This is a genomic window from Agrococcus casei LMG 22410 (assembly GCF_900163565.1).
Taxonomy (GTDB): domain Bacteria; phylum Actinomycetota; class Actinomycetes; order Actinomycetales; family Microbacteriaceae; genus Agrococcus; species Agrococcus casei.
The window spans coordinates 1-23,670 of the sequence record NZ_FUHU01000036.1; the positions used below are offsets into that span (position 1 = coordinate 1).

At 66.7% G+C, this 23,670-nt stretch carries 22 protein-coding genes, 1 tRNA gene, 1 pseudogene and 1 other annotated feature; of the genes and pseudogenes, 11 read left to right on the plus strand and 13 right to left on the minus strand.

All coding sequences use genetic code 11. The annotated features are described in order from the left end of the window. Positions 1–86: 86 nt before the first annotated feature. The 3 genes and pseudogenes from CZ674_RS08320 to CZ674_RS08330 all read right to left on the minus strand — a co-directional run. Positions 87–931 (minus strand): annotated as a pseudogene (locus CZ674_RS08320) (IS3 family transposase); the annotation flags it as partial. Continuing rightward, positions 707–841: a sequence feature (AL1L pseudoknot), on the minus strand. Its footprint overlaps the pseudogene before it by 135 nt. A 291-nt stretch (positions 932–1,222) precedes the next feature. Then, a tRNA-Arg gene (locus CZ674_RS08325) sits at positions 1,223–1,295 on the minus strand. Between the two features lie 26 nt (positions 1,296–1,321). Beyond that, a complete protein-coding gene (locus tag CZ674_RS08330; protein ID WP_086992060.1) occupies positions 1,322–1,834 on the minus strand; it encodes a TetR family transcriptional regulator in 513 nt (170 codons plus the stop codon). Positions 1,835–1,926: 92 nt separating this feature from the next. Here CZ674_RS08330 and CZ674_RS08335 point away from each other — a divergent pair, with 92 nt between their 5' ends. The 3 genes from CZ674_RS08335 to CZ674_RS08345 are packed head-to-tail and all read left to right on the plus strand — an operon-like array spanning position 1,927 to position 3,748. Further along, on the plus strand, positions 1,927–2,523 hold the full coding sequence (locus tag CZ674_RS08335; RefSeq protein WP_234988515.1) for a biotin transporter BioY: 597 nt from the start codon (positions 1,927–1,929) through the stop codon (positions 2,521–2,523). Continuing rightward, entirely contained in the window at positions 2,520–3,176 is a 657-nt protein-coding gene (locus CZ674_RS08340; protein ID WP_086992062.1) for an energy-coupling factor ABC transporter ATP-binding protein, read from the plus strand. Before CZ674_RS08335 ends, CZ674_RS08340 begins: the two co-directional genes overlap by 4 nt. Continuing rightward, positions 3,173–3,748: an energy-coupling factor transporter transmembrane component T family protein gene (locus tag CZ674_RS08345; protein ID WP_159456942.1), complete on the plus strand. Its 576-nt coding sequence runs from the start codon at positions 3,173–3,175 to the stop codon at positions 3,746–3,748. Before CZ674_RS08340 ends, CZ674_RS08345 begins: the two co-directional genes overlap by 4 nt. Here CZ674_RS08345 and CZ674_RS08350 read toward each other — a convergent pair. Continuing rightward, positions 3,690–4,997, minus strand: coding sequence for an acyltransferase family protein (locus CZ674_RS08350; protein WP_086992064.1), 1,308 nt, complete (start codon positions 4,995–4,997; stop codon positions 3,690–3,692). The two genes, CZ674_RS08345 and CZ674_RS08350, sit on opposite strands and share 59 nt — an antisense overlap. Positions 4,998–5,093: 96 nt before the next feature. Here CZ674_RS08350 and CZ674_RS08355 point away from each other — a divergent pair, with 96 nt between their 5' ends. From CZ674_RS08355 to CZ674_RS08365, 3 genes are read left to right on the plus strand one after another with little or no spacing between them, the layout of a single operon-like run. Next, complete coding sequence (locus CZ674_RS08355) at positions 5,094–5,375, plus strand: metal-sensitive transcriptional regulator (protein ID WP_086992065.1); 282 nt, start codon at positions 5,094–5,096, stop codon at positions 5,373–5,375. A gap of 28 nt (positions 5,376–5,403) precedes the next feature. Further along, positions 5,404–5,733, plus strand: a complete 330-nt coding sequence (locus CZ674_RS14260; RefSeq protein ID WP_200810071.1) for a cation transporter — start codon at positions 5,404–5,406, stop codon at positions 5,731–5,733. A gap of 6 nt (positions 5,734–5,739) precedes the next feature. Beyond that, on the plus strand, positions 5,740–7,881 hold the full coding sequence (locus CZ674_RS08365) for a heavy metal translocating P-type ATPase (protein ID WP_234988516.1): 2,142 nt from the start codon (positions 5,740–5,742) through the stop codon (positions 7,879–7,881). 3 nt (positions 7,882–7,884) lie between these two features. Here CZ674_RS08365 and CZ674_RS08370 read toward each other — a convergent pair whose 3' ends face one another. Then, positions 7,885–9,324, minus strand: coding sequence for a helix-turn-helix domain-containing protein (locus tag CZ674_RS08370; RefSeq protein ID WP_086992066.1), 1,440 nt, complete (start codon positions 9,322–9,324; stop codon positions 7,885–7,887). Positions 9,325–9,424: 100 nt separating this feature from the next. On the opposite strand from CZ674_RS08370, the gene CZ674_RS08375 reads away from it, so the two are divergent. The 5 genes from CZ674_RS08375 to CZ674_RS08395 all read left to right on the plus strand — a co-directional run bounded on the left by CZ674_RS08375 (position 9,425) and on the right by CZ674_RS08395 (position 15,323). Then, positions 9,425–11,239 (plus strand): phosphoenolpyruvate carboxykinase (GTP), encoded by a 1,815-nt coding sequence (locus tag CZ674_RS08375; RefSeq protein ID WP_234988517.1) that lies wholly within the window; start codon positions 9,425–9,427, stop codon positions 11,237–11,239. 78 nt (positions 11,240–11,317) lie between these two features. Further along, positions 11,318–13,276, plus strand: a complete 1,959-nt coding sequence (locus CZ674_RS14265) for a TPM domain-containing protein (protein ID WP_086992068.1) — start codon at positions 11,318–11,320, stop codon at positions 13,274–13,276. A gap of 68 nt (positions 13,277–13,344) precedes the next feature. Beyond that, entirely contained in the window at positions 13,345–14,097 is a 753-nt protein-coding gene (locus CZ674_RS08385) for a PspA/IM30 family protein (protein ID WP_086992069.1), read from the plus strand. Between the two features lie 66 nt (positions 14,098–14,163). Then, positions 14,164–14,937, plus strand: a complete 774-nt coding sequence (locus CZ674_RS08390; RefSeq protein WP_234988518.1) for a crotonase/enoyl-CoA hydratase family protein — start codon at positions 14,164–14,166, stop codon at positions 14,935–14,937. Next, entirely contained in the window at positions 14,937–15,323 is a 387-nt protein-coding gene (locus CZ674_RS08395; protein ID WP_086992070.1) for a hypothetical protein, read from the plus strand. Before CZ674_RS08390 ends, CZ674_RS08395 begins: the two co-directional genes overlap by 1 nt. Before the next feature lie 112 nt (positions 15,324–15,435). Here CZ674_RS08395 and CZ674_RS08400 read toward each other — a convergent pair whose 3' ends face one another. From CZ674_RS08400 to coaD, 8 genes are all read right to left on the minus strand, one after another. Continuing rightward, on the minus strand, positions 15,436–16,899 hold the full coding sequence (locus CZ674_RS08400; protein ID WP_234988519.1) for an amidase: 1,464 nt from the start codon (positions 16,897–16,899) through the stop codon (positions 15,436–15,438). Beyond that, positions 16,892–17,296, minus strand: coding sequence for a hypothetical protein (locus tag CZ674_RS08405; RefSeq protein WP_086992071.1), 405 nt, complete (start codon positions 17,294–17,296; stop codon positions 16,892–16,894). Before CZ674_RS08405 ends, CZ674_RS08400 begins: the two co-directional genes overlap by 8 nt. Before the next feature lie 87 nt (positions 17,297–17,383). After that, entirely contained in the window at positions 17,384–18,040 is a 657-nt protein-coding gene (locus tag CZ674_RS08410) for a uracil-DNA glycosylase (protein ID WP_086992072.1), read from the minus strand. Between the two features lie 8 nt (positions 18,041–18,048). Further along, positions 18,049–18,765 carry a Type 1 glutamine amidotransferase-like domain-containing protein gene (locus CZ674_RS08415; RefSeq protein WP_086992073.1) on the minus strand — a complete coding sequence of 239 codons (717 nt, stop codon included), beginning with the start codon at positions 18,763–18,765 and terminating at the stop codon, positions 18,049–18,051. A 10-nt stretch (positions 18,766–18,775) separates the two neighbouring features. Then, positions 18,776–21,121, minus strand: coding sequence for a DUF3488 and transglutaminase-like domain-containing protein (locus CZ674_RS08420; protein WP_086992074.1), 2,346 nt, complete (start codon positions 21,119–21,121; stop codon positions 18,776–18,778). After that, complete coding sequence (locus CZ674_RS08425; protein ID WP_086992075.1) at positions 21,118–22,197, minus strand: DUF58 domain-containing protein; 1,080 nt, start codon at positions 22,195–22,197, stop codon at positions 21,118–21,120. The genes CZ674_RS08420 and CZ674_RS08425 overlap by 4 nt, the downstream gene beginning before the upstream one ends. Continuing rightward, positions 22,197–23,135 (minus strand): AAA family ATPase, encoded by a 939-nt coding sequence (locus CZ674_RS08430; RefSeq protein WP_086992076.1) that lies wholly within the window; start codon positions 23,133–23,135, stop codon positions 22,197–22,199. The genes CZ674_RS08425 and CZ674_RS08430 overlap by 1 nt, the downstream gene beginning before the upstream one ends. Then, on the minus strand, positions 23,132–23,629 hold the full coding sequence (coaD, locus tag CZ674_RS08435; RefSeq protein WP_086992077.1) for a pantetheine-phosphate adenylyltransferase: 498 nt from the start codon (positions 23,627–23,629) through the stop codon (positions 23,132–23,134). Before coaD ends, CZ674_RS08430 begins: the two co-directional genes overlap by 4 nt. Positions 23,630–23,670: the final 41 nt, after the last annotated feature.

Consider the following 23,670-nt stretch of genomic DNA (forward strand, 5'->3'; position numbering starts at 1 on the left):
TCGCACGAGGCTATCTACCGGACCCTCTACATCAGCTCGCGCCTGTCGCTCCCCTTGAAGCGCCCTGGGTCTGATGGAGACTCGCGCTAATTGATTCCGACCAGCAGAGTGCGGTCGTTGGGGACAGCATAGAACGTGTTCTCGAACTCGGTCGGCGGGACGTAGCCGAGGTAGCCGTGGAGGCGCTCGGTGTTGCGCCAGTGCACCCAGCCGAGCGTCGCGGGTTCGAGGTCCTCGACCGTCTTCCACGGCCACGAGCGGGCAGGCCCGCGGACGAGTTCGGCCTTGTAGTAGCCGTTCACGGTCTCGGCGAGGGCGTTGTCACAGCTGTCACCGAGGGTCCCGATCGACGGTGTGGCGCCGATCTCCGCGAATCGTTCGCCGTAGCGAACCGACGTGAATTGACTGCCCGCGTCGCGGTGAACTCCCGCCTGACCAGATCCGGGTGCCGCGCCGACGTCGGATCCGGCCTGGTCGTCTTGACCCGCTTCGACCGACTCGCGCCCTCAATCCCTGCCGCCCGCATCAGCCTCGCGACCTGATCTCGGCTGATCATGATCCCGGTGCGGCGCGCAGCTTTCCAGAGCTTGCGGACCCCATAGACGCAGCAGTTGCTTTCCCAGAGCGCGATCAACTGCGGGATCAGCTCCTCATCCCGCCGGGCGCGGGCAGACGGAGCAGGGGTCTTGGCGGCGTAGTAGCTGCTCGGAGCCACCTGCAGCATCCTGCAGATGAGCTCGACTCCGAGCCGGCGACCGTCCACGACGTCGTCGTTGTTCGCGTCGATGAACGCGGCTACTTCCGGTAGTGGCGGTCGAGCTCCGCCCCGAAGAAAGACGCGGCCCGCTTGAGCACTTCAGTTCGCGCGACGAAGCTCACGGTTCTCCTGCTCGAGCTCTCGCACCCGCTGCGCTTCGGTGGTACTCACACCGCGGCGGCCTTCTCCTCGCTTGAGTAGCGATACGGCGTCTGCTTCCCCGACGCCAATTCCTTCGGCATAACTCCATCCTCGTTTCCAAGATCAGGAGCCTCTAAAAACTCAGGGCGATTCAAGCTGCCTTGGTTATGCCCGGGATCAGTTCGCACGCTTAGCCTGGGCTTAGATACCTATCCATTCAGGAGGTGCTTGGCCACGCCTCTCCAGCGATAACGCTCGAGACCTACACTGACCTGTTCGACGCCGAACTAGAGGCTGTTGACACTCCCTGAATCACGCTCAAAGCGCCCCCAGTAGGATTCGAACCTACGACCTTCTGCTCCGGAGGCAGACGCTCTATCCCCTGAGCTATGGGGGCTCGGGGTGGCTTTTACGCCGGACTCACTATAGCCGACGTGAGCCGACCAGCATGAGCCGGGCCAGTTCTGCCAGGCTCACGGTTGGCTGTTCATCCCCCAGCTCGACGCCAATGGCCGCTGCCTGCGACCGCTGCTGCTCAAGCTGCGTGCTGCCGAGCAACAGCAGCGCACACGCCTCGACCACTGCCTCTCGCTGTGTTTCCGGCACTTCGCCGGCGGCCCGCCGAAGACGGTCTCGCAGGCCGTGCCCACCCATCCCAAGCGCGATCGACGACGCGACCAGCTCGGCGCCGTCGCGTCTGGCCAGCAGTGCAAGCCTCAGGCTGTCGACCTGTCCAACGACGGATACGCGCTGGGGGCAGTCGGCAAGAATGCGGTCGGCAACGAGTCCGAGCAGGTGCTGCTTGCTGGCGACATGCCAGTAGAGGGCGCTCGGCTGCACTTCGAGTGCGGCGGCCACCTGTCGCATCGACAAATCGGGAAGGCCGAGACGGTCAAGTTGGGCGATCGCCGCGTCGACCACCTGCTCAATGTGCATGAGCCCATGCTAGGTCAAGTACGCTGAACAGTGTTCAATGAACACCGTTCAATGAACGCCCACCGACGATCTTCAGCCTAGAGAGGCCTTACGTGAACACACGAACAGCAGGAATCGCGCACATTGCGCTCTTTGCCGCCCTCATCGCAGTCCTGGCGCTGCCACCGGCACTTCCCCTGGGCCCCGTGCCGATCACCGCTCAGACACTCGGCGTGATGCTGGCAGGAGCAGTGCTCGGACCCTGGCGCGGCGGTGCTGCCGTGCTGCTGTTCGAAGTGATGGTCGCGGCCGGACTCCCGCTGCTGACCGGCGGCCGCGGCGGCATCGGCGCATTCTTCGGCCCCAGCGGCGGCTACCTGCTCGGCTGGATCGCAGGAGCAGTCGTCATCGGCCTCATCGTGCACACGGGGGCGAATCGTCCGACATGGCTGCGAGTCATCGTGGGGCTCATCGGCGGCGGAGTCCTGGTCGTGTATCTCTTCGGCATCCCAGTGCAGGCACTCGTGACGGGCACCACGGTCACGGAGGCTGCAGTGGCAAGCCTGGTGTTCCTGCCCGGTGACGCGCTGAAGATCGCCATCGCGACCCTCGTCACACTCGCCCTCTGGAAGGCGTACCCGCGCGCCTTCGGTCAGTTGGCGAGAACACGCGCCCCACAGAAGACTTCCGCAGAGACGCCCGCTGCATGATCCGTGTGCAGGGCGCATCCGTCTTCGCTCCGTCGCCTGACGGGCGCGGGTCTGTGACGATCCTCGATGACGCGACCTGCACCCTGGCCGCACGCCGCACCGCGGTCGTCGGCGAGAACGGCTCGGGCAAGTCGACGCTCGCACGCGTCATCGGCGGGCTCATCAAATCAGAAGGGTCAGTCGACGCCCCCGAGCGAATCGGCTTTCTCTTCTCGAACCCGGGCGCCCAGCCGGTCATGCCGACGGTGCAGGAAGACGTGGCGCTCAGTTTTCGCGGCCGCGGCCTGAGCCGAGCAGAGATTCGCGAGCGCACCGCATCCGCACTGCAGGAGCACAGGCTGACCGACCTCGCCGAGCACTCCTGCCATTCGCTCTCGAGCGGGCAGCAGCAGCGTCTGGCCCTCTGCGCGATCCTCGCAGGCGAGCCCGAGCTTGTGATTGCCGATGAGCCCACGAGCTTCCTCGACGGCCGCCACCGTCGCATCGTGCGAGACCGACTGTTCGCAGACAATGCACCCGACCTGCTGCTGGTGACCCACGATCTCGAGCTCGCGTCTCGCTGCGACGAGGCGATCCTGGTCGAAGCTGGCCGCATCACGATGCAGGGGCCAGCGGATGCGGTAGTCGCGACATACGAGAAGAGCCTCGAGTGATCAGCGCGTTCGTGACAGGCGCAGGTCCACTGCACCGACTGCCGGCGACGCTGAAGCTGCTCGCCTTCGCCGCGATCTCGCTGGCACTCGTGCTGCTGCCAGCTGGCGCCTGGAGCTTCGCAGTCGGCCTCACGGTCGCTGCGAGCGCGATCGTCGCCGCGTGGCTGCCACCGCGCATCCTGCTGGTCGACACGCTGAGAGTGCTGCCGTTCGTGCTGTTCATCGCAGCTGCCGTGTGGTGGTTTCAGGGCATCGAGCAGGGCATGACCACGGGATCGCGAGTGCTGGCGATCTTCGTGCTCGCGAGCGTTCTGACTCGCACCACTCGCGTCGAAGACGTGCTGCAGGCATGGCCGCTGCGTCTCTCCGAACGCCTTGGCCTCGCCGTCGCCCTCACACTGACCATGATTCCGGTGCTGTCAGACCTCGGCCGTCAAGTCTGGCTGGCGCAGCGCTCGCGGGGCCTTCGCCCGTCGCTTCGTCGGTGGCTCATGCCGTTCATCGTGCTGTCACTCAAGCACGCTGATGACGTTGACGATGCGCTTCGGGCGCGCGTCCGGCCACGAGAATGAGAGCAGCAGCAGACCCGATGAGCGACACGGTCGCGTTCACGACGTCGAGTCCGAACACCATGATCAGCACCGGTCCCGGAACGAACGCGGCAACGGCGAGCAGCGCGACCGGCAGTCCCGGGAACCTCGGATGCGCGAGTCCGGCAGGTGCCGCCTCGAGTCGGCCCAGCACGAGCGAGAGCAGGTAGACCGCTCCGAGTACGAGCAGGTACAGCGGAATGCGCTCAAACCACCATCTCCCGCTGCCCGGCTCTGAGAGCCAGTCGGGCACCAGAAGTTGCACGCCGATGATCGCCATGATGACCGGAAGGTGCCACAGGTAGATCGTCATGAGGCGAGTGCCAGCGACGAAGACCACGCCCTGCGCCAGGCGTGTGCGCATGAGCGCCGTGAGCGGGCGCTTGCAGAGCGCCAGCAGCGCCCCCTGTGAGAGCGCCAGCACCATGAGCGGAAGCGTCGGCGGAAACTGGTTCGCCAGCATGTTCCAGGAGTACATCGGAACAGCCGCAACTGCCCCGATCGCGAGCGCATACGAGATCATGACGAGTCCTATGAGTGCGAGCGGCGAACGCCGCTGGAACCAGCCGTCGCGGTACCAGAAGCCCAGCTGCTGAGCGAAGACCCAGACGAATGCTGTGTTGGGCAGCCCCAGCAGCGTCACGCCTGAAGCGATTCGGAGCGCGTCGGTGGCAACAGCAAGCAGAGCGATTGCGGCAAGGGTCAGCAGGGGCTTCGCCCTGTGCGCTCGGATCATCCACGGGGCCGCCGTCTGCGCGATCATGTACGCGGCGAGGAACCACATGGGTGAGCCGACGCCGCTGGCGACGGCGTCGACGAGCTCTGACGGCGCCCCGATGAATCGGGCGACAAGCAGAGCGACCGTGAAGATTGCCATGACTGCGATCGCGGGCCGTGCCAGCCGCGCGATCCGTACGCGCACGAACGCACTGGCGCTCTCGCGAAACGATTGCCCCGGATTCCTGCGGACGAGCGAGTCCCAGCCGGTCATTGCCGCGAATCCGCCCACGAGAAAGAATGCGGGCATGATCTGGAAGACGAAGCTGACCACATTGAACCAGCTCTGCTCTTCGAGCGTCTTCTCGATCCGCACGCCGTCGTCGCCCAGCGAGACTCCGGCCAGCAGCAGATGCACGACGACGACCAGCAGAACGCAGACGACTCTGACAAGGTCGAGGGTGAGGTCGCGGTCAGCTGTCGTGGCGGTGCGAACCGGCTGCTGTCGGGTCATAGACGATTATTCTCGCCCGAACTGCTGGAAATCCTGCACGACACACTTGCCCCGGCATACCCCCTAGGGGTATAGTCGCGGGAAGAAGGAGAGCACATGCACGGTTACAGCGAAGACAAGGATGCCCTGCTGAAGCGACTGCGTCGCGTCGAGGGGCAGGTGCGCGGCATCGCGCGCATGGTCGACGAAGACACATACTGCATCGACGTGCTCACGCAGGTCTCGGCAACCAAGCGTGCGCTCGAGAATGTAGCGGTCATGCTCGTCGACGACCACCTTCGCCACTGTGTCGCAGAGGCCGCGACAGAAGGCGGCACCGTTGCCGATGCGAAGCTCGAAGAGGCCTCAGCAGCGATCTCGCGGCTGCTGAAATCCTGACACGACCCAACGAACCGAGAGGAATCCCATGAAGCAGAACATCGAGATCACGACGCCCGAGCTGATAGACGACACCCAGGCAAGCGGATGCTGCGGCGGCTCGTGCTGCGGCGGCGGTGGCGAGGCATCGGCAGATGCGCGTCAGGTCACCGAACTCACCGTTGAAGGCATGACGTGCAGCCACTGCGTCGACAGCATCATCACTGAGGTCGGCGGCGTCGAAGGCGTCGGCAACGTCACCGTCTCGCTCGTTCCCGGTGGCCAGTCGACCGTCTTCGTGCAGTCCGATGCCCCCGTCGACGGCGCAGCACTCGAGGCCGCAGTCGTCGAGGCCGGCTACCGCACCGTCCTGAAGTAGGCTGCCGTGTCGCAAGTTGATCTCGACGTGCAGGGCATGACCTGCGCGTCCTGTGCCTCCAGAATCGAGCGGAAGCTCAACAAGGTCGACGGCATCAGCGCCGAGGTCAACTACGCGACCGAGTCTGCCACGCTCACCCTTGCCGACAGCCTGACTGCCGAAGACGCCATCTCGGTAATCGAGTCGACAGGCTATTCTGCCGCGCCGGCTGGGTCAGACAGACCTCCACGCAGCCGCCTGCCGTTCATCCGACTCATCGTCGCCGCATCGCTCGCAGTGCCGGTGATGGTGCTGTCGATGGTGCCGACGCTGCAGTTTCCGGCGTGGCAGTGGATCGTGTTCGCCATGACGCTTCCAGTCGTCGCATGGTGCGCCTTCCCGTTCCACAAGGCTGCGTTCGTCAGCGCCCGCCACGGCGCGACGACGATGGACACGCTGATCTCGCTCGGCACACTGAGCGCGATGCTGTGGTCAACTTGGGCGCTGCTGTTCGGCGGCGCGGGTGAGATCGGCATGAAGATGCAGATGTCGCTGTTCGGCTCCGGACACCACGAGCTGTATTTCGAGGTCGCCGCGGCCGTCACCGCATTCCTGCTGCTCGGCCGCTGGATCGAATCGCGCGCGAAGGACTCCCAGCTCGACGCACTCGACGCACTCGCTCGACTCGGCGCCAAAGAGGCCACACGGCTGACCGCAGGCGGCGACGAGCGCGTGCCTGTCGAACTGCTCGAGGTCGACGACGTAATCCGCGTCGTTCCCGGCGAGAAGATCGCGGCAGACGGCGTGGTCGCCTCTGGCGCCTCTACCATCGACGCATCCCTCGTCACGGGCGAATCCATGCCTCTCGAAGCCGTCGTCGGCAGCGAAGTCATCGGCGGCACCATCAATGGCGACGGCATGCTCACCGTCAGAGCGACTCGAGTCGGGTCAGACACCGAACTCGCGCAGATCGCTGGCATGCTGCGCACCGCTCAGAGCGGCAAGACCGGTGCCCAGAGACTCGCCGACCGCATCTCGTCATTCTTCGTGCCGGCGGTGCTGGTCATCTCGCTGCTCACACTGATCGGCTGGGTGCTCTTCACCGGCGACTGGGGCTCGGCGCTGTCGGCCGCGGTCGCGACCCTGATCATCGCCTGCCCCTGCGCGCTCGGCCTCGCGACACCGACCGCGATTCTCGTCGGCACGACCCGCGGCAGCGAGCTCGGCCTGCTGCTGCGCGATGCGACTGTGCTCGAGACAGCCCGCCGCGTCGACGTCGCGATCCTCGACAAGACCGGCACCCTGACAGCCGGGCGGATGCGCGTGGTGAGCTGGTTCGTCGAAGACTACGTCGACCGGCGCGACGTGCTGCGCATCGCCGGAGCCCTCGAATCAGGTAGCGAGCACCCGATTTCGAGGGCGATCCTCGACGCCGCAGAGCAGGCCGGTGTGCCGGTAGTCGCTGGCGATGACGTGAAGAACGTCTCGGGCAAGGGACTCACCGGAATGCTCGACGGCCACACGGTGCGCGTCGGCAAGCCCGACTGGATCGGTGTCACAGACGGCCTGGCGGCAACCGGCACCCTCGTCGCAGTCGAGTACGACGGCGCCTACCTCGGCACCCTCATGCTCGACGACCAGGTGCGACCCGAGTCGAAGCAGACAGTGGAGCGTCTTCGCGGACTCGGCATCGAGCCGATCATGATCACCGGCGACCACGCTGGCGCTGCCGACCGCATCGCCCAGGCCGTCGGCATCACCGAAGTGCACGCTGGCGCGCTGCCCGGCGACAAGCTCGAGCACGTGCGCCAGCTGCAGGCGCAGGGCCGACGAGTCGCGATGATCGGCGACGGCGTCAACGACGCGGCGGCACTCGCGGCCTCCGACCTCGGAATCGCCATGGGCTCCGGAACCGACGTTGCCCGCGCATCCGCCTCCATCACGCTCGTCTCAGGAGGTCTCGAACAGGCGACCACCGGCATCGAGCTGGCTCGCGCGACGCTGCGGGTCATTCGCCAGAACCTGTTCTGGGCGTTCGCCTACAACACGCTCGCAATCCCGCTCGCCGCCTTCGGCCTGCTATCACCGCTCATTGCGGGATTGGCGATGGCGCTCTCGAGCGTCATGGTCGTCGTGAACAGCCTGCGCCTCAACCGCTTCGGCAGGTAGCGCTCAGCGCGCCTCGTCGTGCGTGTGCCGCTCGAGGAACTCGTAGAGCTCGACGTCGTCGACCCCCGGAAAGCGGCCGCGGGGCAAGGGCGAGAGCACGTGCTGGTGCATGCGGGCGGATGCCCAGGCTGAGCCGTCCCAGCGTCCGGCGAGGTCTCGCTCGGGGCGCGTGCAGCACTTCTCGTCGGGGCACGTCGATTTGCGGCGGAACGTCGTGTTCGAGCCGCGGAAGTACTTGGCCGACTCGAACGGCACGCCGACGGTGATCGAGAACTCGCCGTCGGTTCCGGTGCCGGTCTGCGTCGAGCACCAGAACGTGCCCTCGGGAGTGTCGGTGTACTGGTAGAACTCGGTCGCCTTCGTCGTCATGTCGAAGGCGAGGCGCGCGGCGAAGTTGCGGCACACGAACTGCCCCTCGATCGCCCCGTACGCGTCGGCAGGCAGCTCGAGGCCGTCGTTGACGTAGGCCCGCACGATCGATCCGTCTTCGCTGACGCGCAGGAAGTGCAGCGTCAGGTCGAGCTCGGTTGTCGCGAGGTTCGTCAGACGCATCGCCGCGGTCTCGTGCGTCACGCCGAACGCATCGCGGAAGTCCTCGACCGCGATGTTGCGGTCGCGCTTTGCTCGCCGCAGGTAGTCGCTCGCGGCGCGCTTGGGCATGAGCGTGGCTGCTGCGAAGTAGTTGATCTCGAGCCGCTGCCTGAGGAACTCGCTGTACGTCGCCGGGTTCGTGTGCCCGAGCAGGCGGTGTGCGATCGCCTGCAGCGCCATGGAGCGCAAGCCGTGACCACCGGGGATCGACGCGGGTGGGAGGTAGATCTTGCCGTTCTCGAGGTCGGTCACCGATCTGGTCGAATGCGGGAGGTCGTTCACGTAGACCAGCTCGAAGCCGAGCCTGTTGGCCATCTGCGTGACGCCGCGGTGGGTGAGGCTGCCGTTCTCGTGCCCGATTGATTGCAGCTGCTCCTGCGCGAGGTCATCGATATGGGGCAGGGAATTGTTCGCGGCCTGCATGTCGAGGCGTTGCGTCGTCGCGTCGCGCCTGGCTTGCTCGGGCGTCGCCACCGTCTCGCGGGCTCTGCGGTCGAGCTCGCGATGCAGCCCGACGAGCGACTCGAGCACGCGGTCGTCTACGGATTTGCCTGCGCGCACACTCGGCAGTCCGAGGCGCTGGTACACCGGACCATCCTGCAGCCGGCCAAGTTCGAGCTCGAGCGAGGCCCGCTCGCTGGGCGCCTCGCGCACCAGCAGATCGCTCGACGAGATGCCGAGCGCCGCTGCGATCGAGTCGAGCTGCGACAGGCGCGGCTCTCGCCGTCCGTTCTCGAAGAGCGAGAGCTGGCTGCCAGCGAGCCCCACCTGCGACGCGACGTCGTCGAGGGTGAGTTTTGCCTTCGTTCGGAAGTGGCGGATGCGCTGGCCCAGCAGCGGAAGATCGGTCATATCCTCATTCTATGAAAGAAATGCGCTTCTTGCACACACAATTGCCACCCATTGCCGCGAAACCATGACCAGACTAGTAACCATGACCAGACTAGTAACCATGACAGATTTTGCAGCCACAGAAGTACTCGCAGCAGCCGACGTTCGCACCTGGGTCGACGAAGTCGCCGCGAAGACGAAGCCGGCCTCGGTCCGCTACCTCACGGGCAGCGACGCTGAGTACCAGGAGCTCGTCGATGTGATGCTCGAAGCCGGCACGATCGTTCCCGTTCCCAAGCGTCCGGGCAGCTACCTCGCCCGCTCGACGAAAGACGACGTGGCCCGCATGGAGGACCGCACGTTCATCTGCTCCGAGCAGGAGATCGACGCGGGCCCCACGAACAACTGGCGCGACCCCGCTGAGATGCGCGAGACCCTGGACGAGCTCTTCGAGGGCGCGATGGCAAGGCGCACCATGTACGTCATCCCGTTCTCGATGGGCGTCGTCGGCGGCCCCATCTCGCAGCTGGGCGTCGAGATCACCGACTCCCCCTACGTCGCGGCCAGCATGATGTACATGACGCGCGTCACCGACGAGGTGCACACCGCGATCGAGTCGGGCGACTTCTGGGTCAAGGCCCTGCACTCGATCGGCGTGCCGCTCGCCGAGGGCGAGGCTGACGTCGCATGGCCGAGCAACCCCAACCGCTACATCACGCAGTTCCCCGAGACGCGCGAGATCATCTCCTTCGGCTCGGCATACGGCGGCAACGCGCTGCTGGCCAAGAAGTGCTTCGCCCTGCGCATCGCGAGCGCCATGGCGCGCGACGAGGGGTGGATGGCAGAGCACATGCTCATCCTGCGCATGCGCCACGAGTCCGGTCGAACCCTGCACATCACCGGCGCCTTCCCGTCAGCATGCGGCAAGACCAACCTGGCGATGCTGCAGTCGTCGATGCCCGAGTGGACGATCGAGACCATCGGCGACGACATCGCGTGGCTGCGCCCCGGCAAGGACGGCCGCCTCTACGCGATCAACCCCGAGTACGGCTTCTTCGGCGTCGCACCCGGCACGAGCGTCAAGACGAACTCGGTCGCCATGGAGATGATGGAGCGCGACACCATCTTCACCAACGTCGCACTGACAGAAGACGGCGACGTCTGGTGGGAGGGCATGACCAAGGAGGTTCCCGAGAACCTCACCAACTGGCTCGGCGAACCGCACGACCCGTCCGGCGATGCCCCTGCCGCGCATCCGAATGCCCGCTTCACGGTGCGCGCCATGCAGTGCCCGTCGATCGCACCCGACTACGACGACCCGGCCGGCGTGCCGATCGACGCGATCATCTTCGGCGGCCGTCGCCCCAGCCTCGTGCCGCTCGTGATGCAGTCGCGCTCGTGGCAGCACGGCGTCTTCGTCGGCTCGACAGTCTCGTCGCAGCAGACCGCTGCCGCCGAGGGCCCCGTCGGCCAGATCCGCCGCGACCCGTTCGCGATGCTGCCGTTCGCCGGCTACAACATGGGCGACTACTTCGCCCACTGGCTGCGCATGGGCGAGTCGCTCGGCGACAAGGCGCCGAAGATCTTCAACGTCAACTGGTTCCGTCGCGACGAAGAGGGCGGATTCCCGTGGCCGGGATTCAGCGAGAACGCTCGCGTGCTCGACTGGGTCGCCAAGCGGGTCTCAGGCGAGGTCACGGGCGTCGAGACGCCGATCGGCATCCTGCCGGCGGCTGACGAGCTGAACCTCGACGGCCTCGAGATCGACCGCGACGTGCTCGACGAGCTCATCTCGTGCGATGTCGAGGGCTGGCGCGACGAGATGCTCGGAGTCAGCGAGTTCTACGAGATCTTCGGCCAGCGCCTTCCGGGCGAGCTCGGTCGCGAGCTGACCGACGTGAAGCGTCGCCTCAAGGAGGCGGCAGAAGCGAACTGACGCTCCACGCCGAAAGCGAAATCTGACAGCGAACGGCAACGTTCTGGCGGTAACCTCTGACTGACTGCAGGAGGTCACATGAGCCACAACGTTGCCGTTCGCCGCGTCCGACGCCGATCGCTGATCCTCACAGCCGCGCTGGCTGTGCTGCTGGTGCCGTTCGGAGCACAGGCCGCGACAGCTGCCGAGCCCGAGTCTCTCGACGGCCAGACGGTGGTCGACACGACTGGCCTCCTCGACGACGTGGCCGCGGTCGAGACCGAGGTTCGCAACGCAAGCGCCGAAGGCCCCGACAACGTCTATGTGATGATCATCGACTCGTTCGAGGGCGCAGACTCGATCACCTTCGCCAACACGGTCGCGCAGGAGTCGGGCGTCGCCTTCAACAGCATCATCGCGGTCGTCGCGACTGACGACGACGGCCGCTACGGCGTCGCCGTCGGCAGCGACGTCGAGAACTCGGACTCGACGATCCAGTCAGCCGTAGAGGACGACCTGGTGCCGGGCATCCTGAGCGGCAACTCGGGCCAGGCAGGCGACGCCATCGTCGCGTTCGCCGACCGGCTCGCAACGGCACCTGGCGAGAGCGCCCAGCAGGGCGGCATGACGATCCTCATCGCACTCATCGTGATCATCGTCATCGTGATCGTGATCGTGGTCGTCGTGAAGGTGCGCAAGCGCAACCGTGCTCGCAAGGCGCAGCAGGCCCTCGAGGCCGAGCTCGAAGAGCTGAAGAAGCGCGCCGACATCGCCCTCGTGCACCTCGACGAGACGGTCAGGCAGTCCGACCAGGAGCTGCAGTTCGCTCTGGCACAGTTCGGCCAGGAGCCCGTCGCCAAATTTCAGGAAGCACTCAATCGGGCCAAGAAGGGCACGCAGGAGGCATTCACGCTGCAGCAGCAGCTCGATGACGCCTTCCCCGACACCGAGCAGGAGCAGCGCGACTGGAATGCGCGCATCCTCGAGATCGCCGAGACCTCGCAGGCTGAGCTCGGCGAGCACGCCGACGACTTCGAGCGGCTTCGCGACCTCGAGAAGAACGCACCGCAGGTGATCGAGGGGCTGAAGAAGCGCCGCGCCAGCCTGCCGGCGATGATCGAGTCGGCGAAGGTCACGCTCGACCGCGAAGACGACACCCACTCGGGCAAGTCGATCGCCCCGATCAAAGAGAACATCGTGCACGCCGAGCGCGCGCTGCCCGAGCTCGACCGTGCGCTCAGCACTGCAGACGAGGCAGTCTCTGCCGGTCGCATGTCAGACGCACCGCTGCCGGTGTTCGCAGCCGAGACCGCGCTGGCAGAGATCGAAGAGCTGCTGGGCGAGGTCACCGCGCACGCCAAGCGCCTGTCAGAGCTCGACGCGCAATACCAGGACGAGCTCGAAGAGGCCAAGAGCCTCATCGTCAAGCTCGAGGCGGCGCAGAACCTCACGGTCAACAAGGCCCCGCTGGTCGGCATGCTGCAAGAGCACCTGAGCCGCGCATCCGCTGTTCCTCGTGACACCGTCACTGTGCTCGAGAGCATCAACCGCGCCACCGACCAGGTCGAAGGCGCACTGAAGTCGGGCCGCGAACGCGAGCAGCTGGTGCGCCAGGCCGAGATGCGCGTCGAGTTCGCACGCTCGCAGATCGACACTGCCGAGAAGTTCGTCAACACGCGCCGCTACCAGATGAGCCGCCAGCCGAGGCAGCTGCTGTCGCAGGCGAAGTCGTCGCTCGCAGAGGCGATGCGGTCGAACGATCCTCGTGAGCGCATCCGTCTGGCCAGTGCCGCGACCTCGCAGGCCCAGCAGGCCCAGTCGGCCGCGCAGAACGACACCGACGACTGGGGCAACTGGGGCGGAGGCGGTCGTCGACGCACCAGCGGCGGCGACGTCGGCGGCGTGGTCGCCGGCATGGTGCTCGGCGCGATCTTCTCTGGCGGCCGGGGCGGCGGAGGCGGCTTCTCTGGCGGAGGCGGCGGGTTCTCCGGCGGCGGAGGAGGCTTCTCAGGCTTCGGCGGAGGAGGCGGAGGCGGGTTCTCCGGCTTCGGGCGCTGATTCTCATCTGTTCAACATCGACCACAAGTCAATACACTTGAAACATCCTTCCAACGAAAGGGACCCCAATGGCTAAGCAGTCAATCTTCGGCCGCATCTCTCAGCTGGTTCGCGCGAATGTCAACTCGCTCATCGACCAGGCAGAAGACCCCGAGAAGATGCTCGACCAGCTCGTTCGCGACTACACCAACTCGATTGCTGACGCAGAGTCAGCGATCTCGCAGACGATCGGCAACCTGCGCATGCAGGAGCAGGACTACCGCGAAGACGTTCGCGCGGCAGAGGACTGGGGCCGCAAGGCCCTCGCAGCCAGCCAGCGCGCTGACCAGCTGCGCGACACGAACGCCGGCGAGGCCGACAAGTTCGACAACCTCGCGAAGGTCGCGCTCGGCAAGCAGCTCGCGTCGGAGAACGACGCCAAGTCGGCTCAGCCCTCGATCCAGTCGCAGAACGAGGTCGTCGAGAAGCTCAAGACCGGCCTCGAGCAGATGAAGGTCAAGCTCGACGAGCTGAAGACCAAGCGCTCGCAGCTCATCGCCCGCCAGAAGACCGCGAGCGCTCAGCAGCAGGTGCACGACGCCGTCAAGTCGATCGACATCATGGACCCGACGAGCGAGATCGGCCGCTTCGAAGAGAAGATCCGTCGCGAAGAGGCGAAGGTGCTCGGCCAGCAGGAGCTCGCATCGTCGAGCCTCGACGCACAGTTCGAGTCGCTCGAGAACGTCGGCGAGACGATCGAGATCGAGGCACGCCTCGCTGCCCTCAAGGGCAACGGCGGCGCACCGCAGCAGATCACCGACGGTGAAGAGACGACCGCGTAGGAAACCTCCAATCCCCTTCGCTGATGTGCCCGTCAGCGGTAGGTTGCCAGTGTGAGTAACAACAGTGTGAGCAATTACCTGACAATCGACCGTGACGGGCACATTCTGCTGATCGGGCTCAACCGCCCTGACAAGCGCAATGCGATGAACGAGGCGATGCTGCAAGAGCTCGCAGCCGCCTACCGCCAGCTGCATGACGACGCTGAGCTTCGTGTCGGCGTCGTGTACGCGCACGGCGACCACTTCTCGGCCGGGCTCGACCTGGCCGACATCGCGCCGAAGCTCGCCGCGGGGTCGCTCGACACCGTCGCAGGCGGGCTCGACCCGTGGGGCGTGCAGACCGAGCAGACCGCCAAACCGGTGGTGCTCGCGCTGCAGGGCTATGCATACACGCTGGCCATCGAGCTCGCGCTGGCATCAGACGTGGTCGTTGCGGCCGAGTCGACGCAGTTCGCCCAGCTTGAGGTCGCCCGCGGCATCATGCCCTTCGGCGGGGCGACGCTGCGATTCTCGCGGCTCGGGTGGGGCAATGCGATGCAGCACATCCTCACTGGCGACACCTTCGACGCACGCGAGGCGCACCGCATCGGCCTCGTGCAGCAGGTTGCTGCCGACGGCGAGCAGCTCGCGACCGCGATCGAGGTGGCAGCGCAGATCGCGCGCAATGCTCCGCTGGCGGTGCAGGCGTCGCTCGCCTCAGCTCGTGCTGCACTGACCGACTACGAGGGCGCTCGGGCTCAGCTCGCGCCGACAGCCGCTGGCCTCGCAGCCACCAAGGATGCCGCTCGCGCCGCCGAGTCGTATCTGCGCGGCGAGCCGATTCCGTTCGAGGGCAACTGATGAGCCTCGGGCTGTCGATCGGGCGGGCTGCACGCGATGCTGTGCGAGTGCAGGCTGGCGCTGGCTTCGCCGTTGCGACGGCAGGTGCGAAGCTGTGGGGGCGGATGCTCGGCGGCAGTTTTCGAAAGCACGGCGAGCTGACGGTGGTCAGCGATCTGCCGAAGTGGGCTTTCGGCCGCGGCGGCACCTGCGTCGGCGGGGTCGTGCTGTCGAATCGCGAGCTGAACGACACCGTGCTCGAGCACGAAGACGTGCATCGTAAGCAGTGGCGACGCTACGGGCTGCTGTTCATTCCGATGTATTTCGCGGCTGGCATCGACCCGCTGCAGAACCGCTTCGAGATCGAGGCCGATCTCGTCAAGGGCGGCTACGTCAAGGCGCGGTGAGCGTCTGCCGAAGTGCTTGCTTTCAGGTGGATTCAGCGGAAATGCTTGCCCACAGCAAGCATTTGGGCAGATCCAAGCATTTCGGCAGACCGCAGAAGCTGTCAGCGACTGATCACGCCGCGAACGCCGCCTCGACCCTCTCCCGCCACGGGATGCGCCGCTCGAGCTGGCGGCCGAGCGCCAGAATGCCAGCCTCGTCGCCCGGGCGTCCGATCAGCTGCACACTCATCGAGATGCCTTCGTCGAGAGCCAGCACCGGAACCGACAGCGCAGGCAGCCCCACGACATTCACGAACGACGTGTGAGGGGTGTACTGACACTGCCGCTCGAAGTTCACCTTCGGGTCATCCGTGTGCCAGCCGACGGGCCTCGGCGTCAACGCCGTGGTCGGCGTGAGCACCGCGTCGTACGGCGCGAATGCGCGCACGACCGTCTGCTCGTAGCCGGCGAAGGCCTGCACCGCCTGCACGACCCGGCGAGGGCCGATCGCGCGGCCGGAACGGACGAACTCCTGGGTCAGCGGCTCGAGCAGCTCGAACTGTTCGTCGGTCACCGGCAGGGCTGCCGCGTTGAAGTGCCAGAGGGCTACGAACTCGTCGGCGTAACCAGGCAGAGCAGGCATCTCGAGCTCTTCGATCTCGTGGCCCGCAGCACTGAGCCCCTCGACGGCTCGCGCAAGAGCCTCCTTGGCCTCTGGGCTGATGGGTGTGTCGACGAAATCCTGCCAGGGGGTCTCGCCCGTCAGCACCGCAATGCGAGCGCGCTTGCGTCCATCGGCGAGCTCGCCCCTGATGGCCGATGCCAGCAGCGAGCCGTCATCGAGCTCGGGGCTTCGCAGCACCGTCGCATAGTCGGTGCTGCCGTGCTCGCGCGGAATCATGCCGTCTGTCAGAAGGGCGACGTCTGCCACGGAGCGGCCAAGCGCACCGGCGACTGCCAGCTGCCCGATGCTTCCCTGCCCGCCGAGTGCGGGAATCCGCCCCCTCGACGGCTTGAGCCCCACGATGCCGCACGCCGCGGCTGGGATGCGCACCGAGCCGCCAGCATCGCTTCCCGGAGCGAAGGGCAAGAGTCCGGCAGCGACAGCAGCGGCTGCTCCCCCGCTGGAGCCGCCAGCACCGAGCTCGGGGTGCCCCGGGATCGTCGTGTGCCCGTGCGCGAGCGACGAGGTGTAGCCGGCGAACCCGAATTCAGGCGAAGCGGTCTTCCCGAGCGAGACGACACCGGCACTGTCGAGTTGCGTCGTGAGCGCATCCGTCTCTTCTGGCACATAGCCTGCGAACGCCCTCGACCCGAACGTTGTCGGAACACCCGCGCGAAGGTGCAGGTCTTTGTCAGCCATCGGCAGCCCGAACAGCACAGCTGACCGGTCGCTCGCGGCATCAAGCCGGGCGGCCCGATCGCTGGCGAGCTCTGGACTCTTGGCAACGAACGCGCCGTGTGTGTCGAGCCTGTCGATGCGGTCGCTGAAGTGCTCGGTGACCTGGCTGACGGTCACATCGCCGTCGCGGATCAGCTGCCACAGCTCAAGCGCGGTGGCACGTGTCAGCTCTGTATCGGTCGCGGCGTCAGGCACTGTAGCGGCCCGCCCTTCTGCGCAGTCTCGCGCGTTCGGCTCGCTCGCGCATGTCGTCGCGCGAGGCGTAGTTGGTCAGCTGTCTGAACGGGTCGCGGCCCTGCAGCTTCGGTGTCTCGGCGAGGATCGCGGCGACGGCCTTCTCGAGCTCCCAGTACTCCCCGATCAGCACGCCCTGCCCCGGGTTGAAATGTCGCAGGCGTGCGCTGTAGCGCTGCTCGCCGTGCACCTCGAGCTGCGTGATGGTGCCGCGGTTGGTGCCGGCGACCGAGACGAGCCACATGCCCAGGCCCAGGTCGGTCAGCGTCGCGTCGCCTGACCCTGTCGCTGCTGCCGCGGCCTGCGCATCGGCATCGGTGCGCCGCCGCTGCTCTTGCCAATCGTCGAACGTGGTCATGCATCCATCATGCCCGGTACCCCCGACACCCGCATTTGTTGCGAAAAACGCACCGGTTTGACCGTCAAACCCGTGCGTTTTTCGCAACTACCAGCGGATTGGGGCGGCACCCTGCTCGGCCAGCAGCGCGTTCACGCGCGAGAACGGTCTCGAGCCGAAGAATCCGCGCGAGGCAGACAGCGGCGACGGATGCGCGCTCTCGACCCGAGGCACGTCACCGAGTCGAGGCGCAAGCGAGCGAGCCTGCGCTCCCCACAGCACAGCCACCAGCGGCCCGCCACGAGCCACGAGCGCATCGATCGCACGCTCGGTCACCTGCTCCCAGCCGCAGCCCTTGTGCGACGCGGGCTCACCCGGCGCAACCGTCAGCACGCGGTTCAGCAGCAGCACACCCTGCTCACTCCAGTGCGAGAGGTCGCCGTGCTCAGCAGGCTGGGCACCGACGTCGTCGCGCAGCTCACGTCGGATGTTCTGCAACGACCGAGGCAGCGGCCGCACAGCTCGGTCGACTGCGAATGACAGACCGATCGCATGCCCGGGCGTCGGGTACGGATCCTGTCCGACGATCAACACCCGCACATCCGCCATCGGCTCCTGAAACGCGCGCAGCACGCGCGAGCCGTCCGGAAGATACGGTGCGCCCTCGTCGCGAAGTCGCTTTCCGATCGAGCGGATGACCGGCTCGACCGGGCGCAGGGCCTCAGCCCAGTCCGGGGCCACCAGATGCGGCAGGGGCTCGATCATGTCGGCCGTCAGCGGTCGGCGGCGAGCACCGTGACGTTCACGCCCTGCTCGCCCGGCTGCACGGCCCAGACGCTGCCGAGGCCCGCCACTTCGACGCCCGCGGGCGAGACGATGAGCGACGTGTTCTCGTCGACCGCGACGACGCGCTCGGCAAGCCCTGCGTCAACCAGCGCGATGGCACGCGAGACAGTGCCCTCCTGCGCCGCGTGCACGTCGACGACGAGGTCGACCAGCCCGAGGCCGGCATCGAGCGTGACGTCTTCGAGCCCTTCGCTGAACGCCTCGCGCGACACCTCGACGCCGCCGATTCGATAGCCGCCCACGAGTGCCTGGTCACCGGCGATCATGGCGCCGGCAGACACGCCCGCGTACGGCACGCCAGATGCCACGAGCCCGCGCACCGTGTCGGCCGCAGGCATCATCGCGCGGTGGTATCCCGGGGTGAGTCCGCCGCCGACGAAGATGCCGTCGGCATTGCCGAGGTCGGTCGGCTCGAGCTGGCGGTCTGAGGTGAGCTGCACGATCGAGACCGTGCCCGCTCCGCTCGACATCAGGTCGCGCTCGTAGTCAGCGTGCCAGGCGCGCCCCTCCTCAGCAGTCGGGGCCCAGAGCACGCACACGATGTTCGGAGCCGTGCCCGCACGCTCGCGCGCCTCGTCGATGAACCGTCCGGTCCAGGTGGTCTCGTCTTCGGCCCAGCCGCCGCCGAGCAGATGAATCGCCATGTGTTCCCTCCTAGGTCTGCTTCGAGCGTAACGGCTCAGGCAGCAGGCTCATCGGCAGCATCCGCCGCAGCAGCGCTTCTGGCCCGCGCACCCGCCGCCAGAGCTCTCTGGAGACGAGCTCTGCATCCGCCTTCGCTTCGTCTGACACGGGGTCGACGGGTGCATCCGGAGGCCCGAACGCCGCCGACTCGGCTGCCGATCGCATGCGCTGCAGCGCCTCGAGGCCGTCGTCAGAGAGCCGCGGCTGCATCGCCTGCACCACAAGCCTCGGCGTCGCATGCTGCGGCACGTCGACACCGGCATCGACACCGGTCGCGACGATCTCGCGCCACGCTCCGGCGGCTCCCCCGCGCATGTGCGCGAGCCGCTGGCCACCGCGTGCGGCCATCGGCAGCAGCAGCACGAGCAGAAGCAGCAGCGTCACGATCCACCCCGGATGCATGCGTGTGGGCTCGTCGAGTTCGCCCGCATCGTCTGTGGCGGTGGGCAGCGCCGACGACTCGTCGCCGGGCTGGTCGGGAGCGAGCGAGGGCTCGGCCGAGTCAGAAGGCGAGTCGCTCGGATCAGACGCGGATGCGCTGGGCGAGTCACTCGGAGTCGTCGAAGACTCAGAAGGGTCGAAGGGCGTCGGCTCGGTGCCGTTCGGGCCGAACGGGTTGTCGCCGAGATCCGAAGCCTGCAGCTGGCCCGCGGCAACCGGAGGGGTGACGTCGACGATCATCCAGCCGATGCCCTGAATGTAGACCTCGGTCCAGGCGTGCATGTCATTGGTCGTGACCGTGTAGATGCCGTCAGACATCATGCCGGGTAGAAAGCCCACAGAGACCCGCGACGGGATGTCGAGCGCCCGAGCGAGCGCGGCGAACGCAGTGGCATAGTGCACGCAGTAGCCGACCCGCGCCTCGAGGAACTCGAGCAGCGCACTCCACTGGCCATCGGCATCGTCGCCGAATCCGGCGAACGGAATCTCTTCCGAGTACTGCCAGGTGTTGTCAGTGAAGAACTCGATCAGCGCCATCACCATGTCGAGATCGGTGCCGTCGGAATCTGTGACGATCTCGGCCGCCATGTCACGCAGACCCGAAAGCTCATCCGGCAGATCCGTGAGCGGGAGTCCGGGCTCTGGAGCCGTCGCTGGAAACCCTGAGATCGTCACTTGGCCGGCAAGTCCCAGTCGTGCCATTCCAGAGGAGGTCCACTCCGTGCCTTCTGGAATGCGATCACGAGAAGTCGAGAGGGAATACGCCTCGGTCACCGGGTCGAAGGCGTAGTCGAGGCTCGTCGTCACGTCCTTCGGCTGACCAGGAGCAATGGGCAGGCTGTCGGAGCGCATGCCCAGGCTCGTCATCGTCACCGTCGTCTGGGAGAACCACGCGATCCCGTTCTCGATGTCGTCGCCCTCGGGAAGACGAGCATCGCTGCTGCCCTCGGGGAACGCGGTGAATCCGCCCTGTGAGGCGTCTCCCAGGGTGGTCAGCTGCAGATACGTGCCCATTCCGGTGTCCGACGTGTACTGCAGCACGTCGACGGCCTGAGGGCGCTTGAGGTTCGCAGCCAGGTCGATGTCAGTCGACAGCAGCGGAACAGCGGGCGGGAACACGCCCTGCCCCTCCTGGGTCAGCCAGTCCGGCGCCGCGATTCCGGCATCGCGAGGGTTCGGCACCAGCAGCGGCAACGCGACGACCGCGGCAGTGACCGCAGCGACGGCCACGAGACCGTGCCTGCGCATCCGCACTCCCGTCTTCGACGACAGCATCAGAGCGAGCGCGAACAGCACCGCGACGGCGATGACCGGAAGGATGCTGATCTCGACCGGCAGCTGCATCGGCAGCAGCAGCGGCAGGAAGAGCCAGACTGCCGCGAGCGCCGGCACGCGCACGACGCGCATGACGAGATCGTTCAGCAGCACGATCAGCGCGACAGCCGACAGGATCGCGGGGAGCACCGTCTCACCCACCACGATCGGCACGCTGTGGTACCAGGCGATGTTGCCGATGCCGTAGGCGAACGACTCGCCGAACGACTTCGCTGTCTCCCACGGCCCGGTCGAGAACCCCGACTTCGCGGCTTCGAGACCGAGCAGCATCGCAATCGCGACCAGGGCCTGCAGCCACCAGGCCGTCACCCTGCCGTTGAAGCTGCTGCGCGTGAGCTGCCGCACAGCGAGCCCGACAAGCACCATGACTGCAGCCATGCCCGCTGCGGGAATGATCCAGCCGCTCGTGAAGGCGCTCGAAGCCGTGAGCACACTCGAGATCGCGAGCGCGAACAGCACGCCGGCGAAGGCGAGCGCGACGGATCCGCTCTCGCGGCCGTCTGCTGCTCGCGTGCGGGTCGCTGCTCGGCGATCGGTCATGCGAACAGCTCCGAGAGGTAGTCGTCTTCTGAGCGGATGAGCGGCAGGCGTGCCGCAGTGCCGCGTTCGACGACAGCGTGGTCGGCTCCCCAGACCGTGTCGCGTCGGCCGAGCGTCGCGATGTACTCGGCGACCGGCTGCGACGGCCGGGCCCCGCAGACGACGTGAGCGCTCATGCGGCCGCGGCTCGGCATCCGTGCTTCTGCATCCTGTGTCGCGACCTCAGCGAGCGCCCTCGCCAGCTGCCGGTCGCTGAAGCGCGCCGCCTGTGCAGGCAGCTGGGCTTCAGTGGTCTCGGCATAGGTCACCTCGGTGCCCGCACGGCGCAGCAGCCCCGCGAGCGAGATGAAGGTGCGCATCGCAGCGTCGAACTCGTCGTCGTCTGCGTAGCCGGCCTTCGAGGTGTCGACGATGACGACGGCGCGGCCCGCAGCGGGCGGCTCCTCCTTGCGCACGACCAGCCGGTCGCGTTTGGCCGACTGGCGCCAGTGGATGCGACGCACGCCGTCTTCCCGCCTGTGGTCGCGGATGAGCTGGTCCATCTGGTCGGTCACGCCCGTCAGGCGAGCAGCTTCGCTCGCACCGAAGCCTGACCTCAGCGCCTCGTCGAGGGGCACCGTGACCGGACCGACTGCGATGCGATGGCTGCCGCCGACTCGCGGCTGCCAGCGCCAGGTGCCGAACACGTCGGTGACACGCACCTGCACACCCGCAAGCTCGTGCACGCCTCGGCGCAGGTCTCCTGTGAGGAATGACCCGGATCTTCCGTCAAGACGCACCCAGGCGACTCTGAATCCGCTGGCCAGCGACTTCCACCGGTACTGCGCATCCGTGAATGCTTCTGGCGCCTGCACCTCGACCCATCCGCCGTGTCCTTCGCGGAGGTCGTTCGGCACCGTGATCGAGGCCCCCTTCGAGCGGATGGCCGGGATGAGCGTGACGAGCCCGATGACCGGCACCGCGAGCATCAGCACAGCGGGCACGAGCAGCACCTGCTGCAGCGTCCAGTACGCCACGACTGCCGTGAGTGCACCCGCAACGAGAAGTGCAACGGCTCGCGGCGTGGGAAGCAGCATCAGCGCTGGCGCACCGCAGGCGGAGGAACGGATGCGACGGCCTGCTCAACGGCCTGCGCCGCCACTTCGTAGCTGGCATCAGCGTCGCGCATGACCAGCCTGTGCGAGAGCACGAGCGGCGCAAGGGCCCGCACGTCATCGGGCGAGACCCAGTCGCGGCCGTCGATGTAGGCACGGGCCTTGGCAGCCCGCATGAGCTGCAGCGTCGCCCGCGGCGATGCCCCCAGTCGCACATTCTGAAGCTCGCGCGTCGCTCGCACGATCAGCACGGCATACTTCTCGACCGCCTCGTGCTGGAAGACTTCGCGGGCCTGCTGCATGTGCTGCGCAAACGTCGGCAGGTCAGTCACGGCGCTGAGGCTGTCGATGGGCGCATCCGTCTTTCGCGACTGCACCATCGCAAGCTCTGCGCCCGGGTCGGGGTAGCCGATCTCGAGGCGGGCCATGAATCGGTCGCGCTGCGCCTCGGGCAGGGCGAATGTGCCGTCCATGTCAAAGGGGTTCTGCGTCGCGATCACCATGAAGGGCTTCGGCAGCACATGCGTCTCGCCGTCGATCGTGACCTGCGACTCCTCCATGCACTCGAGCAGCGCAGACTGCGTCTTGGGGCTCGCGCGATTGATCTCGTCGCCGATGACGATGTTCGAGAACACCGGGCCCGCATGGAAGACGAAGTGCTTGGTCTCCTGGTCGTAGACGCTCACGCCGGTGATGTCACTCGGAAGCAGGTCGGGAGTGAATTGGATGCGGTGCACGCTGCCGCCGATCGCCACGGCGAATGCGCGGGCCAGCTGTGTCTTTCCGACACCGGGCACGTCTTCGAGCAGCACGTGGCCGCCTGCCAGGAGCACGGTCAGCACCGTGCGGATCTGCTCGGGCTTGCCGTCGATGACCCGCGAGACCTCGGCTTCGATCGCCTCAGCGAACGGTGCCGTCACGGTGCACTCGTCTTGTGTCGCTGCAGGAACGTGGCGACCGCGCGCGGAACATACGGGCTGATGTCGCCGCCCAGCTGCGACACCTGGCGCACGAGCGACGACGAGACGTGCGCGTTCTCGGGCGACGTCAGCAGAAACACCGTCTCGACGTGCGCGAGGTCGCGGTTCACGATCGACATCGGCGTCTCGTAGGCGAGGTCGACGTTCGACCGCAGGCCCTTCACGATGACGCGCGAGCCGACCTGCTGCAGGTAGTCGACGAGCAGGCCGACCGACCAGTTCTTGACCTCGACACCAGACTCTATGCCGCGCTCCTCGAGCGCCTGCCGGATCAGCATCTCGCGCTCGACGACGGGCAGAAACGCGTCTTTGTCGGGGTTGTGCACGACCAGAACGTGCACTTCGTCGAAGATTCCCTTCGCACGCTCGATGACATCGAGATGCCCCAGGGTGATGGGGTCGAATGAGCCGGGCACGACAGCGATGCGAGACATATGCACGATTCTATATCGTCTGCGCCGAGGCAGAAGCGGCG

Coding starts and splice junctions, on each gene's coding strand:
- CZ674_RS08330 (WP_086992060.1), bottom strand. CDS start 1,834: ATGCACATTGAGCAGGTGGTCGACGCGGCGATCGCCCAACTTGACCGT.
- CZ674_RS08340 (WP_086992062.1), top strand. CDS start 2,520: ATGATCCGTGTGCAGGGCGCATCCGTCTTCGCTCCGTCGCCTGACGGG.
- CZ674_RS08350 (WP_086992064.1), bottom strand. CDS start 4,997: ATGACCCGACAGCAGCCGGTTCGCACCGCCACGACAGCTGACCGCGAC.
- CZ674_RS08355 (WP_086992065.1), top strand. CDS start 5,094: ATGCACGGTTACAGCGAAGACAAGGATGCCCTGCTGAAGCGACTGCGT.
- CZ674_RS14260 (WP_200810071.1), top strand. CDS start 5,404: ATGAAGCAGAACATCGAGATCACGACGCCCGAGCTGATAGACGACACC.
- CZ674_RS08370 (WP_086992066.1), bottom strand. CDS start 9,324: ATGACCGATCTTCCGCTGCTGGGCCAGCGCATCCGCCACTTCCGAACG.
- CZ674_RS08375 (WP_234988517.1), top strand. CDS start 9,425: ATGACAGATTTTGCAGCCACAGAAGTACTCGCAGCAGCCGACGTTCGC.
- CZ674_RS14265 (WP_086992068.1), top strand. CDS start 11,318: ATGAGCCACAACGTTGCCGTTCGCCGCGTCCGACGCCGATCGCTGATC.
- CZ674_RS08385 (WP_086992069.1), top strand. CDS start 13,345: ATGGCTAAGCAGTCAATCTTCGGCCGCATCTCTCAGCTGGTTCGCGCG.
- CZ674_RS08395 (WP_086992070.1), top strand. CDS start 14,937: ATGAGCCTCGGGCTGTCGATCGGGCGGGCTGCACGCGATGCTGTGCGA.
- CZ674_RS08405 (WP_086992071.1), bottom strand. CDS start 17,296: ATGACCACGTTCGACGATTGGCAAGAGCAGCGGCGGCGCACCGATGCC.
- CZ674_RS08410 (WP_086992072.1), bottom strand. CDS start 18,040: ATGATCGAGCCCCTGCCGCATCTGGTGGCCCCGGACTGGGCTGAGGCC.
- CZ674_RS08415 (WP_086992073.1), bottom strand. CDS start 18,765: ATGGCGATTCATCTGCTCGGCGGCGGCTGGGCCGAAGACGAGACCACC.
- CZ674_RS08420 (WP_086992074.1), bottom strand. CDS start 21,121: ATGACCGATCGCCGAGCAGCGACCCGCACGCGAGCAGCAGACGGCCGC.
- CZ674_RS08425 (WP_086992075.1), bottom strand. CDS start 22,197: ATGCTGCTTCCCACGCCGCGAGCCGTTGCACTTCTCGTTGCGGGTGCA.
- coaD (WP_086992077.1), bottom strand. CDS start 23,629: ATGTCTCGCATCGCTGTCGTGCCCGGCTCATTCGACCCCATCACCCTG.